Origin of the sequence: Vibrio sp. ER1A, assembly GCF_000733315.1 — a bacterium.
Taxonomy (GTDB): domain Bacteria; phylum Pseudomonadota; class Gammaproteobacteria; order Enterobacterales; family Vibrionaceae; genus Vibrio; species Vibrio mediterranei.
In genome coordinates, this window is record NZ_JPJA01000086.1 from 208,704 (window position 1) to 224,264 (window position 15,561).

Sequence of the window (15,561 nt, forward strand, 5' to 3'; positions counted from 1 at the left end):
ATTTAACTAAGGCTTAGATTAACCAGTGGCCAAAACAGCATCATGTCACTCAGTGTCAATAAAAATTACGCTAAATCCAAATCGGTGTTAAATGAGAAAGAAACCCTTAGTACTAGGCTGTTAGTAGGTCGTTGATTTTAATTCTATTCCCCCCAAGCATCCCTTGCCGTATACTGTCGTTTTTCTCCAACGATTTCATAAACATGATGTTTAAATTTGCACAAGGAACCGTGTGTCGGTTAAGCGTGTTGCTCGCCGGTTTCTCTCCAGTTGCATTCGCTGTTGAACCTCTTATTGCTACTCCTAACGATTACCAGCCCAATATCGTGGACGATGTTCTGGATATATTCGGTGCTGATGCAGATTTTGATCGCTCAAAAACAATTGACATGAGCTATATTCCGACCGCCTACTATACGCCTGAAAAGCAATTCGGAGTGGGGCTGCTACTTGTGGGTTTATATAAAACTGATAAGGCGACAGAACAAGAACAGCCTTCTTCCCTAGTTGTTAACACTTATGCGTCAATGAACCAGTCTTATGGCATCAGTGCGGAAAACATGACCTACTTTAACCAAGGTCAGCAACGTCTAAATTTGGAATTGGAGCTGCATAATGAAGCGGCAGTTTATTATGGGATAGGTAGTGCCGCCGGAGATAACGAGAATAATAAAAATGATTTTGATGAAGTGCTGGTATCTTTCAAACCGACATGGATGACCGCGCTAGCTGATAATTATTTTGTGGGCATAGGGGCAGAGGTTACACACGCTAAAGCAGAAAACATAGAAAGTGAAGCTGGGCCGACTTCTTTGACTTTGCCGAGCAGTACCAGTTCCGGTATTCGTCTTCTTAGTAGTTATGATTCGCGTGATTATCGTCTAAATGCCTCAGAGGGCTGGTTATTTGAAGTCGATGCGGCTTTGTTTCATCGTTCTGATAATAATGAGCAATATGGACGTTATGGCGTTGAACTCAACAACTATATTGATCTCTCTCCCATGCCTGGTCTTTTGGCTTGGCAGCTGCAAGGTCAGTTCAGCAGCGGTGATGTTCCATGGTATGCATTGCCTGATCTTGGAGGTTCAAGTGCGATGCGCGGTTATATTCGAGGTCGATATCGAGACAAGCAAATGGCGATGGGACAAGTCGAATATCGATTACCCGTTTTTCAACGTTACGGTATGGTATTCTGGGGCGCGGCTGGTAGTGTAGCACCTAGTATTCATGAGTTGAACCAAGATGTACTTGCCTCTGTTGGAACTGGTTTTAGAGTCAGAATTAAAGACCGAATCAACCTGCGTGCAGACATAGGTAAAGGTAAGCATGAAACACATTTCTATTTGAATGTGAATGAGGCGTTTTAATGGTTGTTAAGTTAACAAAAGCGTTGAATCACCTCGCTGGATTTGGTGTGCTGCTAACCTCTGCCGCCGTCAGTGCTGAAGCAATGAAATCATATGATAATAGTGCACTGTGCCGAAATAGCTTTGACTATGCGATTTATTTTAGTGGCATTCGAACGGGCAGTATGCAGCGCTATGAGACGTTTGATGGGCACCAAGGGAGTGTCGAGTCTTATAGTCGCGCCAGTATTTTAGGCATTGGTACTAAGTATCATCAGAAGGCTCAGTTTGTTTACCGAAATAACACTTTCCTTACTCAAACCTTTCATCAAAAGGTATCCGGATTTCGAAGTCGGGATATGTTGGTTAGCTTTTCTGAAAGTGGTCTTCAAAGTGAAGTGAACCTCAATGGTGAATTAACTTCCTACGATAATCCAGCCGAACCGCTTCGTGATATGGATACGCTTTCTCTTCAACTTAGAGAATGGGTCAAACAAGGGCTTAGTAGCTTCACGTTAACTAGGCAAGCTTCTGACGGCCCCGAACCGTATCAATACCAAGTAATGGCCTCGCAGCGAATGACGGTTGAGCCGTGGGGCGAGCTTGAGGTGATCCAAGTAGAGCAAACAGGTGCGGAAACCGTAACGTATTGGTTTTCACCAAAGTTAGATTATCAACTCGTCAAAGCGACTTATCACGGTTTTTTATTCAATGGTGGTTTAGAGCTCAAATCCATGACTTTAGGCTGTGAAGAAACAGAGTCCAGCATTTAGCCTCTAGACTCTGTTTCAATGATTTTAATCACCTAACGAAGTCGAGGCTCGGCGACGATCAGTGGCGCCATGTAGCTCACCATCCTTAATTTCAATTGCGTTGAGCCCGCTTACCACTGGGATGACGTGAACTTTGTAGCCCATTTCGGCAAACTCCGGCACCATAGACTCTGCAAATGTGCGCTTTTCGACCAATAGACCTGTAGGGTTATATGGCTTGGTACGGTCGATTTTCGTCCCGTACTGAATATTGGGCAGATCGATAGCATCTTGGGCTGGAAGATTCCAATCAACAATACCAACGATGGTTTTTAGCACATACCCCGGAATCTGAGAACTACCCGGACTGCCAACTACCAAACGCAACTGGCCTTTGTGATCCATCATCATTAGTGGCGTTATGGCAGAACGTGGTCGCTTACCTGGTTCGATAGAGTTTTGAACTGGCTTACCCTTGATACTCGGAATTGAAGAGAAGTTTGCCATCTGAGCATTAAGTAAAACGCCATCGACCATAACGCCGGAGCCCATTCCCGTTCCGACGGTACTCGTCATGGCTACCGCGTTACCTTGTGCATCGACGATAGAAATATGTCCAGTGTCTTGACTCTCAAAACCCTCGTGATTGGCTGGCGTCTTAGCCGGAGGCAATCCTGGTTTTATCGATTTCTTATTACCTGCCCCTTGCTCAGGAATGAGCTCATAGCGATCATCGATATAGTCTTCCGCAAGCAGTTCTTTGACGGGTGTATCAACGTAGCTAGGATCGCCTGCGTATGCGATACGATCTTCCTTAGCGAGTCTCATCGCTTCTACCATTAGTCGCCAAGGTTCGGCGCTGGTGTACGTCATGTTGGAGATATCATACTTCTCGAGCATGTCAAGTGACTGAGAAACAAGGACACCGCCGGAAGCAGGGTAACCGAATGAGACGATTTGATTGCCTCGGTAATTTGAGCGGATGATATCGCGTTGCTTCATTCGATAATCGGTAAAATCCTTTAGAGTGAGTTTGGCTTGTCCGTCTTTTAGCTGTGCGTTGACCGTCTCAACAATACGCTCTGCCAATGGTCCCTGATAGAGATAGCTATCGCCTTGTTGGGCGATCATTTTAAGTGTTTTCGCCATTTTAGGGTTGGTCATTTTGGTACCAGTTGGCCGAATCGTCTCTCCTTTCCAGTACAGCGCTTTTATCTCCGGGTCATTGACTAAACGTTCACTTTCACGCACGACAATGTCATAGGTATAGCTGTTCATAGCGTAGCCGTTTTCAGCATAATCTATAGCTGGCTGGACCAACTGTGCCCACCCTACCTTGCCATGCTTTTGATGTGTTTCGTAGAGGAGCTTAAGGGTCCCTGGTATTGCGACGGAGCGAGGTCCCAATATGTCGTTTCGGCTTATTGCCTTGCCGTTGTCATCGAGAAACATGTCGGGCGTTGCACTCGCTGGAGCGGCATCTCGTCCATCGTAGGCGGTAAAGCTTTTGGTTTCATTGTCGTAATATAAGGCGAAGGTACCACCGCCAATACCAGTCATGTCCGGCTCAACAACCGACATAACCATTTGCATAGCCACCATAGCATCAATAGCATTTCCACCTTGCTTGAGAATGGTGTAGCCAGTGCTTGTGACGTAAGGATTGGTAGCACTGACCATAAACTCTTTCCCAGTATCATTGGGAATGGTCGGGAAAGGGCTTGGCTGTGCAAAAGCCGCCGATGAAACAAGCGATAACAGAACCGCGTAGCGTACTGACATGAGGGCCTCGGTGTTTTTGGATACATTTACTATTAAGGGTAGGAAGTATCAGTAACATATCCACACACCGAGTTGATTACCGTCCGGTCATCACTTTGTCATTGATAGGTCAGAGGGTTATATAAGTTATATTGATTATTCCTGCTGGTTATAGATATATGTCGTAGAAAAAGTAGCAGGTGATGGCAATTGAGCTCAGCGCAACAAAGCCACGAACGTAAGATTGGGGTACTTTTCGTGATAAATCAGCAGCAAAGTAACCGCCCGTTAATGTGCCCAGCATGACAGCAATGCCTGATTGCCAATCAATCAATCCATTGAAGATAAAAAGTACGATGGCAATAGCTGACACACAGGTTGAAATTAGCAGTTTGAGTCCGTTCATTAGGTTGATGTCACGATAGCCTGCTACCGCTAAATAACTCAGCCCGATAACCCCTAAACCCGCATTGAAGAATCCGCCAAATACACCTACCCCTATTAGGAACAATGAAAGCATCAGCGATATTAACAAGCCAAGCTTAGCGTGGCTGCTGACCTTTTTGAGGTGGTTATTGATGATGTCGCCAAATAAGAACAACAAGGTAGCGACTAAAAGAAGCCAAGGTACCGCAGTAACAAACTGTTGCTCAGAGACTTGGATCAAAAGGAAACTACCGGTAATACCACCAAAAAGGCTTAGTACAATGATCTTGGCAAGGTTTGCTCTGTCTCTGACAATTTCTCGTCTGAACGCGTAGGTGCCACTTATATAGCCAGCACATGCAGCGAATGTGTTGGTGGCATTGGCAGTAATTGGGGGGACACCAGCAAGAAGTAGGGCAGGGAAAGTAATAAAACTTCCCCCTCCAGCAATGGAGTTGAGAATACCGCCGAGAATACCGGCAACAAATAGGGTGGCTAATTGAGTGATGTCGAGCAGCATAAAGTCGTTAATTTTTTGTTATTTTCTAAGCACTAACATATAGCAATCCTGCGTAAGTCTCAAAGTGTTTAAATACCAACGTGATCTCTGATTTGATGTAGGAGATTTTTATTTTGAGATAACAGCGTAGCACTTGCTCTCGCGCGAATTTCTTGGGAACATTAAGGCAATAGGTAAATTGATTCAGGTCTACATCCCATGTCGAAACTAAGCCTACAAGAACAGATGTTGAAAGCTGGCCTTGTAAACGAAAAAAAACTGAAGAAAGCCAAAAAAGGCTCTAAAAAATCTCGTGTTCAAGCGCGTGAAGCAAAAGCAGCTGTTGAAGAGAACAAAGCGGCTCAAAAAGAACGAGATCAAGCGTTAAATAAACAACGTGACGAAGAGAAGTTGAGCAAAGAGATTAAGGCTCAAGTTAAACAATTGGTCACACTAAATGCTATTGAGCAACGTGACGGTGACATTAAATACAATTTCACTGACGGCACGCTTGTGAAGTCTATATATGTGACTCAAGAAGTCAGAGATCAGCTTAGCAAAGGAATACTTTCTATAGCACGACAAGAAGACACTTATACGGTTATTCCAAGTATCGTTGCCAAGAAGATCATGGAACGTGATTCAGAAACTATCATCGAGAATGAATCGAAAGAGGAAGTCCTTGAAGAGGATGATCCATATGCACAGTATGTGGTGCCTGATGACTTGATGTGGTAAATAGGTATTTTCTAGAAGCCTCGATGCTGGCAACAGTATCGAGGCTTTTTTCTATCTGCAAAATGTGAGTTTGCTCTCATGGTATCGGCTTCTCCCTAATCGCTTACAGAACAAGAATGAGTTGAAGAAATATAAACAAAATGCTCAGCAGCTTAGGTTCGGTCGCTTTGGCGGCATAGCGGTAATCTTGGCGTTCGGCCTTTACAGTGTGTGTTGGATAATATACAGGATACATATTGACCTCCGGGTTGAGTGTGTGGTTATTATGTAAACTAATTGGCGAACAAAGAATGAAGAGATGATTATGGGAAGTTCACCTTTTTACTCGATAACGCAACTTAGAAGGCTCCAACAGCTCAATCAGCTGTATTCAATCGGAACCATTCATCCTGTTACGATAGGAGAACTTGCGGAAAATCTGTCGTGTTCCGAACGTAATGTCAGCAAGCTGGTGGGCACTTTGATGGAGCGTGGGTGGCTAGATTGGAAAGCAGGGAGAGGGCGAGGTAACTTGTCCAAAGTTACATTACTTGTTGACTTTAAGGCAGTTATCCTAAATCAGCTGAGAGCTTTAGTTGGTGCAGGACAGGTCCAAACAGCGTTTGAATTAGCGGAACATTTTGATTACCAGATTGACTTTAAAGCCAACCTTTCTAATTGGTTACAAGATGCAGAAAGTGAGCTAAGAAAGCAAAATACGTTGATCTATGCGACTCCATTCCCACTTCCTGAATGGCGACCGATGCATGCTCGTTCGTCTCGCTCTATCATGCTACTTGAGGGCGTATTTGATACATTGTTAAGATTTGATACTGTCACTCAGCGTGTCATACCGCACCTTGCCCACCATTTCAGCTATCAAGATAATCAACTGAGCTTCCGATTAAGAAATGACGTCTTTTTTCATGATAATCAAAGACTAACGACAGAGAGAGTGAAGGACAATCTGTTAATCAGGCATACTAGTGAGCATAGCTACAAAATACTATTCAGGCATTTAGAGAGCATCACTATTGAGGGCCAATGGGTTCACATAAAACTACGTCAACATGACCCTGTCTTTGTTCACCTTTTAGCGGACGTCCATTCAGGTATCTTTGATACTGAACAACCTACCTTTCCTAATGGAACAGGGCCTTACTCTGTTGGTATGTTTAAGACTTTTCACTGGAGTTTTACTAAAAACCACAGATATTTCGCACTCGGTGGCTTGATAGATCAAGTCGAATTTTGGGAAGCGGATTCTTCTCCCACAACTGCCCACTTTCAAGAACTAAGAGAGTTATCACATAGCAATGATGAAGATAGCCAAGTAGCTGAGCAAGATGGTGGTTTAGTACTTCAGTTCATTCATCATAACAACATGTTATCGTCTGAAGAACGACATTGGATCGTGAATCAATTCAGATCGGTTGAAATGAATATGTGTCAGGCAAACAGCATAATGCGATGTCATCAAAAGGAAGGACTGTACTTCTTTACGACAACATCTGCATTACCTCGAAGACCTGTGGTTATTGAAGTCAGGCACGTACATCGCAGCCTGCTTTTGAAAGTGCTAGAGCAAATCGATGTCGCGTCTGAATCTTGGGTCGTGGTAGATAAAGATGAAGCACATAATTACAGCGTTGATATCTCTTTTGACTGTTATGTGTTTAGTGAGGACCAAGCATTTCAGTACTACGAATGGCTCTTAACTTCTGATGTTTTCCGAAGGTGTCTCTCTGTGGAGAACCAGAAAAACATGACCCGCTTTCTAGATGAGTGGCTAGAAGAGAGCGAAACTAGTGATGACTTCCTATTAAAGATGCATAAAGCTGAAAACTGGCTTATTCAACAGTTCTACTATTGCCCATTATGGCGAGATGACATGATCTTTAAGACGTCACACAACTTATCTGGGGTTGAGATCAATGGTATGGGAGTACCGACGCTGGCGAAAATGTGGTTGGATTAGAAAAGCAGCAAGGCCAGTAAGCCTTGCTGTTTTTTATGTTTAATCTTGAGTCGGTCTACTCGCCCAAACATAAAGCAGCTCTAGCGCTATGGTTGCACCAGCGAGAGCAGTCAGTTCGCTTTGGTCGTAAGGAGGTGAGACTTCTACTACATCCATACCTACCACGTTGATACCGGCTAAAGCGCGGATGATCTTAAGCACTTTATCTGAGTTTAGTCCGCCGCAAACAGGCGTTCCCGTTCCTGGCGCGAAAGCGGGATCCAAGCAGTCGATATCAAACGTGATATATACTGGTTTGTCAGCGATAGTTTCACGGATCTGGCTAACAATTTCTTCAACACTCTGGTCATTCGCTTGCATTGCGTTGATGACTTTAAAACCATGGTCATCGTAATCATACTCAGTACGAATGCCTATTTGGACCGAATGCTTGGCTGAGATTAACCCTTCTTTTGGCGCATGGTAGAACATGGTACCGTGGTCGTAACTACTGCCATTAGCATAAGTGTCTGTATGTGCGTCGAAATGGATTAGCGCCATTTCACCGTGGTGTTTAGCGTATGCGCGCAAGATCGGCAGTGTGATGAAGTGATCACCACCCAATGCAAGCATAGTCTTACCACTCTTTAGAATTTCGCTAGTCGCTGCTTCTAAGCGATAAGTAAAATCTTCTGCGTCACCACAGTCGAAAACTAGGTCGCCAGAGTCGATAACTTTTGTTTTGTCGAATACGTTAAAATCCCAAGGAAACTTCTTTCCTTCCCACGCAAGATTGACTGATGCTCGGCGAATGGCGTCTGGCCCTAAACGAGCGCCAGGGCGACCAGAGGTCGCCATGTCGAGTGGAACACCCAAGATAACTACATCTGCGTCAGCAGAAACTGGATTTTTCACGTATGGACGACGAACAAACGTCATCGCGTTTGAATACAGTGAATAATCAGTTTTAGTAAACAAATCATTCATTTAAAAATCCTCTAAATAGGTATAGCCTGTTAGGCCGTATTCTAATTCTTCTAAAATTAAGGCCTGTTCATCGGCTTCGATGTGTTTTTCAACAAGCTCTTTGTAATTGTTTTTGATCGCTTCTACGTCAATGTGCACGTAACGCATCATATCTTCAACGGTATCGCCAAGGTCGATAGCAGCAAACTCGAAATCGCCATTATCAGTGACGTTAACTACCGCGCTGTGCGTATCGCCAAACAGGTTATGCATATCACCCAAGATCTCTTGGTATGCGCCTACTAGGAAAAAGCCCATTAAGTATGGTTGGTCTTTGTTCCAAGCTGGCACTGGTAGTGTTGACTCAATACCTTGACCATCAACATATTGGTCAACTGCACCATCAGAGTCACATGTGATGTCTAGCATAACAGCACGAGTCTGCTCTTCACTTCCTAAACCAGATAGTGGTAGCACTGGGAATACTTGGTCAATTCCCCAAGCATCAGGAAGCGACTGGAATAGCGAGAAGTTCACGAAGAACTTATCAGCCAAACGCTCGCTTAGTTCGTCAAGAATCGGTCTGTGGAAACGATTCTTGTTGTCCATTTGTTTATGTAGCTCGCCATAAATGCTTAAGCTTAATTGCTCAACCCAAGCACGCTGATGCAAATCCACGACACCAGAAGTGAAGAGTGTTTGAGCTTCGCTCAGGTCACTTTGAGTATCGTTGTAAATCTCGATAAGTGCACGTGCATCGGTGCCTGCCCTTAGGTTTTGCCAGTTCTGCCACATATTTTGCAGCAGCAGCGGTGCGTCTTCGCTCGGTGCATCAACCGTTTCCACATTATAGCTTTCCGTACCTATTACATTGGTAATCAATACAGCGTGGTGTGCAGTGAGTGAGCGACCAGATTCTGAAATGATCACTGGCGCGCTTTCTTCATAAAGAGCACACACATCACCTACGGTACTTACGATGTTGCGAGCGTACTCCGCCAAGCCGTAGTTCATGGAACTGCTTGATTGGCTACGTGTACCATCGTAATCAACGGCTAGGCCGCCCCCAACGTCGAAGTAAGCAATAGGCACTGACATTTTGCGAAGCTCACAGTAGAAACGTGCAGCCTCGTTCACACCATTGCGTACATCACGGATGTTGGCCATCTGCGAACCTAGATGGAAGTGAACTAACTGAAGCATTTCTAGCTGGTCTTCAGCTTTCAATCTCTCAACGACTTGTAGCACTTGAGACGCTGACAAACCAAATTTCGACTTCTCACCGCCGCTTGCTTGCCATTTACCTGCACCTTGTGATGCTAGGCGAATACGTAAACCGACACGAGGTTTAACGTTTAGTGCTTTTGCTTCCTTAAGAACGATATCCAGCTCGGATAGCTTCTCAAGAACGATGAACACTTTGTGGCCAAGCTTTTCGCCAATCAGTGCAAGACGTACGTATTCTCTGTCTTTGTAGCCGTTACAAACAATCACTGAGCTCGCACGTTGAGCCATGGCCAGTACTGCCATTAACTCAGGTTTGCTTCCTGCTTCAAGACCAAGCTGTTTCGTTTCTGCTTCTGCTTGGCTAGCAAGAATTTGTTCTACTACGTCTTTTTGTTGGTTCACTTTAATTGGGTAAACCAATAGATATTCGTTGTTATATCCGTAATCATTGATCGCTTGGTTAAATGCGTCGCAGATACCATGAACTCGTTGATGGATGATTTGCGGAAAACGCACTAAGGCAGGCAAGGTTAAGCCTTTTTCTTCAAGTGCTTGTGCAATACGAGTTAATGGAACATGGTGTTGACCGTCTTTACGAGGAGAAACAGTTACATCGCCGCTGTCATTGATGCCAAAAAAATTTTGGCTCCAGTGTTGTACGTTGTAGTCGGCGCGGATGCGGTCAAGTTTGGAAGTATTAGTCACGGCATGTCTCACTTATCATGCGCTCAGGCTGGTACTAATCTTTTTCTTTTTCGAATTTTCGCTCGATTTGATGATTGGGAATTAGCGTTAACCTGAAAAATCAAACCTCGTGATGATCTTCCATGATGGTCACGAACAGCTTCTTGAGTGCCAATGTTGTGGAGCAGGGTACTCAAGAGTCGTGCGCATTAACGGATATATTGGGTTTAATGTCTAACAAAAGGTTTTTCTCGAAACGATTAAGAAATTTTGTCTATCCCGAGCTTCCTCAATTTTCGATAAATAGTGTTTCTACTCACGCCTAATATTCGCGATGCCAAGCTCACATTTCCGTTTGTTTCTTCGATAGTTTTCAATAGCTTATTGTCAATGGTCGATTGTAAGTCGTTATCTTGTTCGAGAGTAGCAGTTCGTGTAGTGGTGAGCTTACGGATTATGTTTTCTGGAAGATCATCTAGATTGACGATGGGATTATCACATAGAGCGGCGATCAAACGGCAGGTAGAGTGCACTTCTCGAAGGTTTCCCGGCCAATCATACTTAAGCATGAGGTCAATAACGTCATCTGAGAGACGCTGTTTATTGGACTCCTGCGTAAACGTTGACTCAATCAGCTGTTGAGTGTCTTCTCTTTCACGAACGCTTGGTAAAGTGATACTCAGTCCTTCAAGTCGATACCATAGGTCTTCTCTGAACTCCCCTTTAGCGACCATATCAGTCAGGTTCTTGTGGCTAGCAACGATGACGTAGACATCAACAGGATAGCTGCGATTGGCTCCAATGGGTGCAACAATTTTCTCTTGCAGTACATGTAAGAGGCGAGATTGAGCGTTAAGGGGAAGGTCTGCAATTTCGTCGAGAAACAAAATACCGCCATTGGCTTGCCTAAATCGACCTTCGAACCCCTTAGGGTGAGCGCCTGTAAAAGCTCCTGGAGCATAACCAAATAACTCGGACTCAATAAGGTCCTTTGGCAGCGCTCCACAGTTGATAGCAATAAGAGGTCTTTCGGCAAGTGAACTTTGTTTATGCAATGCTTTTACAAATTCATTTTTCCCGGTTCCGGTTTCTCCTGAAATTACCAAGCCGATACGTTTTGACATGACTTTTGTAGCTTGTTGCCAAGCTTTTTCAACACAACTATCTCCTTGGTGTAATGGGCAGCTTGAAGAATCGGTTTTTGATTTGCTCTTAGGAAGGTGACGCAGAGGTTTAACAGACTCAACTTGATAATAAAACTGGTCTGTTTTACGGATACGATCAAGTGTCAGTGAGCCAATAACAGACTCAATAGGATCACCCGGTTTAAGTTGATTAGCTAGTACACTGGAGGCAATAGCATTTTGAGCCAGCACTTGCCCATTTTTATCGGTGACAACGATTCCTTGCCAACCACTATTAAGAACAGAACTATCATGACCAAGGCGTATTTTTAATGCTGCATCGGGAATAAAGTTTAGTAGTTCGCTCTCTATGTTTTGGACCATGTTCTGAATAAGTACTCTAGTGGCATCGTTATGGGTTTGATATTCACTGGTCACGTCCAATATAGCAATGAGTTCTCCGGCGGGTGAAAAGATCGGGCTGGCAGTGCAACTAATGAAATGATGATGCCTAATAAAGTGTTCTCCACCTATGATGGAGACTGGACGTCTTTCTACCAAGGCTGTCCCTATCGCGTTTGTACCTTTCAGTCCCTCATCCCAAAGCACTCCTTGATCGAGTGCTATTTCCGTGAGTTTCTCGCGAAATCGCTTTTGTCCCCACGTTTTTACTATTGCCCCGTTGGTATCCGCTAAGATAAGTCGGCTATCTGTACGGGAAAATATCTGACAAAAAAGTGGGTATGCATGTTTTTCAATGACATTGATTAACGTTTGATGCTTATCGATTCGTTCAGTAACTTCGACGTTACTAAGTCGATGATCTTCGGGCAGATGGCGGCTACTCAAACCAGCTTGAATACTGCGTTTCCAAGAGTCCTTGATCCACGCCTTTTCGTTAGTTGTATGGCTAATTAACATGAGTGTTCCATTCTGTAGCAGTTCACTGTGACATCATGCTACATAACGGAACAACGGCCATTTGAGCATCAACAATAGAAGGACAAATACAAATTACGTTTAAATTATATTAATCATAAATTTACAAAATTATAACATCTCTTTTGTTAGATTGGCGTAATTGTTGCGTTTGTCACGATGTCGTATAACACATAAGGCATGACTTTTTTGCATACGACGCTGCTAACATTCGATTAAATAACAAAAGGATAAGCTATGATTTACGCTCAGCCAGGAACGGAAAACGCAGTAGTTAACTACAAGCAACGATATGAAAACTATATTGGTGGAGAGTGGGTAGCACCAGTAAACGGCAAGTATTTTGAAAATACATCTCCAGTTAATGGTAAAGCGTTTTGCGAAGTCCCTCGTTCAGATGCCGATGATATTAGTTTGGCCCTCGATGCCGCCCATGCTGCACGCGAAGCTTGGGGCAAAACCAGTGTGACTGAGCGAGCAAACGTCCTGCTCAAAATCGCTGACACAATAGAGCAACACCTTGAGGAACTTGCTGTTGCAGAGACGTGGGAAAACGGCAAACCTGTGCGTGAAACATTAGCAGCAGACCTTCCTTTAGCCGTGGATCACTTCCGTTATTTTGCTGGTTGTATTCGTGCTCAGGAGGGATCAGCGGCGGATATTGATGCCAACACTGCAAGCTACCATTTCCCAGAACCTGTGGGCGTTGTTGGTCAAATCATTCCATGGAACTTTCCAATGCTGATGGCAGCATGGAAACTAGCACCAGCATTAGCAGCAGGGTGCTGCGTGGTACTCAAGCCTGCGGAGCAAACGCCAGCATCTATCTTAATGCTTATGGAAAAAATCGGTCACTTAATTCCTGCTGGTGTGGTCAACATTGTCAATGGTTATGGGGCAGAGGCTGGTCAAGCGTTAGCAACTAGTGAGCGTATTAACAAACTTGCGTTTACTGGTTCAACGGAAATTGGCCACCATATATTAAAATGCGCTACGGAAAGTTTGATACCTTCGACGGTTGAACTTGGAGGTAAGTCTCCGAATGTGTATTTCGAAGATATCTTTGATAAGGACGATGACTTCTTAGATAAGTGCATTGAGGGGACACTATTAGCTTTCTTTAACCAAGGTGAAGTATGTACTTGCCCATCTAGAGTCTTGGTTCAAGAGTCTATTTATGACAAATTTATCGCCAAGCTTGAGGAGCGCTCAGCAACCATAAAGCAAGGAAACCCACTGGATGTGACCACGCAAGTCGGTGCTCAAGCGTCACAAGAGCAGTTTGATAAGATCATGAGCTATCTGGAAATAGGCCGTCAAGAAGGTGCAAAAGTGATCATTGGCGGCGACATGAACAAGCAAGAAGGTGACTTACAAGACGGCTATTACATTCAGCCAACCATGCTTGCAGGTAACAACAAAATGCGTGTATTCCAAGAAGAGATTTTTGGTCCTGTTATCGCGATTACCACCTTTAAAGACGAAGCCGATGCACTGCGAATTGCTAACGATACTGAGTATGGTCTAGGCGCAGGGGTTTGGACTCGTAATGGCAACTTAGCGTATCGCATGGGACGTGAGATTCAAGCAGGACGAGTGTGGGTTAACTGCTACCATGCATATCCTGCACACGCTGCATTTGGTGGTTACAAGAAGTCGGGCATTGGACGAGAAACTCATAAACTTGCTCTCGACCATTATCAAAATACCAAGAACTTGTTGGTGAGTTATTCGACTAGTCCGTTAGGCTTCTTCTAAGACCTCTAGTTTGTCGTTAAGCCGGAGCTTTTTGCTCCGGCTTTTTCGTCATATCTCTGTAAAATTACTAGAATACACGTCTGGTTAACGGTTATTTACTGCGGTTTTTGTCAGTATCTTTCGACACAACGAAAAACCAACGAAAAAATGATCACGAAACAGAGATTAATTAGCGATTTCCAAGATATTGGCATCAATCCAAATGGAACGTTGCTCGTACATTCCTCCATGAAAGCCATCGGCGACGTTGAGGGTGGGGCTGACACAGTATTAGATGCTTTGAGTGAGTTTATGTCGGAAGGGTTGTTATTGCTACCCACGCATAGTTGGGACAAGCACAATCTTGCTAATGGTATTTACGACCCTAAAACAGAACCCTCTTGCGTCGGTATCCTTGGTGAGATGTTTAGGCAAAGAGAGGGCGTGCTTCGTTCGCTTCATCCTACTCACTCTATGGCCGCGTTGGGGAAAAATGCCGAGCAGTTTATTGCTGGCGAAGAAACATTGACGTCTCCATGCCCTCGACATGGCGCGTGGGGAAAACTCTATGACGTTGATGCGCAGATTCTCTTTCTAGGGTGTCCTTTAACTCGTAACACATACATACATGGTGTGGAGGAGTGGAGTGCGATTCCTAACCGTATCGATTCTGAGTCAGAAGCCATCACGATCATTAAAGGTGATGAGGCTATTGAGACGATTTTGCGTCGCCATAAAAGTCCGTTTGGTAGCATTCATGAAAACTATGACAAGCTTGAGCGTCCATTTGTTAAACAAGGTATCGGCCATTGGGGGACTATTGGCGAGGCAAGATCGTTTTTAGCCAGCGCGAAAGGAATGGCAGATATAGTGCAAGCGTTCTTAAAGCGAAACCAAGATGTCTTTTTGTACGATGAGCCCATCCCAGAGTCGTGGTATGAATAAAGTAAAAAGAGCCTAAATCTAGGCTCTTATATATTGCTTATCCGTGACTTTCACCGACGATAACGACTTCCCCGGTTTCTTCATCGAGATACGCACCATTCTGTTGAATATCCACAATGTCGAACTCATAACAGGTTCTAGAATCCCAAACGCCAGAACGGTTTAGTTCGTCGCCAGCGAGCTTTCCCGGCTTATTTTTGCTTAGCCATTCATTGGCCACTTCTCGTAACTCTCCAGAATCGGAGGCACTGAAGATACCGCTTTGGTTATAGCAAACCAGCATTTTGTTCCTGCTTTCATTATGAGGTACAGGGATACTGTATTGGCTGCCATTATCAGAATTATAAATGGCGCTATTTCTTAAGATTAGGTCGTAGTCCGCTTGCAGTTGTCCTGCTTTCACCGCGTTGTAGACGGAACAGCCTGACAATAGTGAAGCGCCAATGACTAGCATTGTTAATTTCAGTGTTTTCATATGTCT

General features: G+C 44.3%; 12 protein-coding genes. 6 read left to right on the plus strand and 6 right to left on the minus strand.

Going from position 1 to position 15,561, the window contains the following annotated elements; genetic code table 11:
• Positions 1–203: 203 nt before the first annotated feature.
• Positions 204–1,367: a BamA/TamA family outer membrane protein gene (locus HW45_RS08595; RefSeq protein ID WP_235225410.1), complete on the plus strand. Its 1,164-nt coding sequence runs from the start codon at positions 204–206 to the stop codon at positions 1,365–1,367.
• Positions 1,367–2,119 carry a hypothetical protein gene (locus tag HW45_RS08600; protein ID WP_051867917.1) on the plus strand — a complete coding sequence of 251 codons (753 nt, stop codon included), beginning with the start codon at positions 1,367–1,369 and terminating at the stop codon, positions 2,117–2,119. The genes HW45_RS08595 and HW45_RS08600 overlap by 1 nt, the downstream gene beginning before the upstream one ends.
• A gap of 24 nt (positions 2,120–2,143) precedes the next feature.
• On the opposite strand, the gene ggt is transcribed toward HW45_RS08600, so the two are convergent.
• Both ggt and HW45_RS08610 read right to left on the minus strand, forming a co-directional pair.
• On the minus strand, positions 2,144–3,880 hold the full coding sequence (ggt, locus tag HW45_RS08605) for a gamma-glutamyltransferase (protein ID WP_038226340.1): 1,737 nt from the start codon (positions 3,878–3,880) through the stop codon (positions 2,144–2,146).
• 148 nt (positions 3,881–4,028) lie between these two features.
• Positions 4,029–4,805: a sulfite exporter TauE/SafE family protein gene (locus tag HW45_RS08610; protein WP_038226342.1), complete on the minus strand. Its 777-nt coding sequence runs from the start codon at positions 4,803–4,805 to the stop codon at positions 4,029–4,031.
• Between the two features lie 198 nt (positions 4,806–5,003).
• On the opposite strand from HW45_RS08610, the gene HW45_RS08615 reads away from it, so the two are divergent.
• Entirely contained in the window at positions 5,004–5,522 is a 519-nt protein-coding gene (locus HW45_RS08615) for a DUF2058 domain-containing protein (protein ID WP_038226344.1), read from the plus strand.
• A 304-nt stretch (positions 5,523–5,826) separates the two neighbouring features.
• Positions 5,827–7,479 carry an SgrR family transcriptional regulator gene (locus HW45_RS08620; RefSeq protein WP_038227688.1) on the plus strand — a complete coding sequence of 551 codons (1,653 nt, stop codon included), beginning with the start codon at positions 5,827–5,829 and terminating at the stop codon, positions 7,477–7,479.
• 39 nt (positions 7,480–7,518) lie between these two features.
• Here HW45_RS08620 and speB read toward each other — a convergent pair whose 3' ends face one another.
• From speB to HW45_RS08635, 3 genes are all read right to left on the minus strand, one after another.
• Complete coding sequence (gene speB / locus HW45_RS08625) at positions 7,519–8,445, minus strand: agmatinase (RefSeq protein ID WP_038226347.1); 927 nt, start codon at positions 8,443–8,445, stop codon at positions 7,519–7,521.
• Entirely contained in the window at positions 8,446–10,356 is a 1,911-nt protein-coding gene (gene speA, locus HW45_RS08630) for a biosynthetic arginine decarboxylase (RefSeq protein WP_038226350.1), read from the minus strand. It abuts the gene before it with no gap.
• Positions 10,357–10,595: 239 nt separating this feature from the next.
• On the minus strand, positions 10,596–12,380 hold the full coding sequence (locus tag HW45_RS08635; RefSeq protein WP_038226353.1) for a sigma-54-dependent Fis family transcriptional regulator: 1,785 nt from the start codon (positions 12,378–12,380) through the stop codon (positions 10,596–10,598).
• Between the two features lie 255 nt (positions 12,381–12,635).
• Here HW45_RS08635 and exaC point away from each other — a divergent pair, with 255 nt between their 5' ends.
• Positions 12,636–14,156, plus strand: a complete 1,521-nt coding sequence (exaC, locus tag HW45_RS08640; protein WP_038226355.1) for an acetaldehyde dehydrogenase ExaC — start codon at positions 12,636–12,638, stop codon at positions 14,154–14,156.
• A 147-nt stretch (positions 14,157–14,303) separates the two neighbouring features.
• On the plus strand, positions 14,304–15,080 hold the full coding sequence (locus HW45_RS08645) for an AAC(3) family N-acetyltransferase (RefSeq protein ID WP_038226360.1): 777 nt from the start codon (positions 14,304–14,306) through the stop codon (positions 15,078–15,080).
• A gap of 37 nt (positions 15,081–15,117) precedes the next feature.
• On the opposite strand, the gene HW45_RS08650 is transcribed toward HW45_RS08645, so the two are convergent.
• Positions 15,118–15,555: a hypothetical protein gene (locus tag HW45_RS08650; RefSeq protein WP_152559653.1), complete on the minus strand. Its 438-nt coding sequence runs from the start codon at positions 15,553–15,555 to the stop codon at positions 15,118–15,120.
• Positions 15,556–15,561: the final 6 nt, after the last annotated feature.

Bases quoted from the DNA above. Each gene is read 5' to 3' on its own strand.
- HW45_RS08595 (WP_235225410.1), top strand. From the start codon at position 204: ATGATGTTTAAATTTGCACAAGGAACCGTGTGTCGGTTAAGCGTGTTG.
- HW45_RS08600 (WP_051867917.1), top strand. From the start codon at position 1,367: ATGGTTGTTAAGTTAACAAAAGCGTTGAATCACCTCGCTGGATTTGGT.
- ggt (WP_038226340.1), bottom strand. From the start codon at position 3,880: ATGTCAGTACGCTACGCGGTTCTGTTATCGCTTGTTTCATCGGCGGCT.
- HW45_RS08610 (WP_038226342.1), bottom strand. From the start codon at position 4,805: ATGCTGCTCGACATCACTCAATTAGCCACCCTATTTGTTGCCGGTATT.
- HW45_RS08615 (WP_038226344.1), top strand. From the start codon at position 5,004: ATGTCGAAACTAAGCCTACAAGAACAGATGTTGAAAGCTGGCCTTGTA.
- HW45_RS08620 (WP_038227688.1), top strand. From the start codon at position 5,827: ATGGGAAGTTCACCTTTTTACTCGATAACGCAACTTAGAAGGCTCCAA.
- speB (WP_038226347.1), bottom strand. From the start codon at position 8,445: ATGAATGATTTGTTTACTAAAACTGATTATTCACTGTATTCAAACGCG.
- HW45_RS08635 (WP_038226353.1), bottom strand. From the start codon at position 12,380: ATGTTAATTAGCCATACAACTAACGAAAAGGCGTGGATCAAGGACTCT.
- exaC (WP_038226355.1), top strand. From the start codon at position 12,636: ATGATTTACGCTCAGCCAGGAACGGAAAACGCAGTAGTTAACTACAAG.
- HW45_RS08645 (WP_038226360.1), top strand. From the start codon at position 14,304: ATGATCACGAAACAGAGATTAATTAGCGATTTCCAAGATATTGGCATC.
- HW45_RS08650 (WP_152559653.1), bottom strand. From the start codon at position 15,555: ATGAAAACACTGAAATTAACAATGCTAGTCATTGGCGCTTCACTATTG.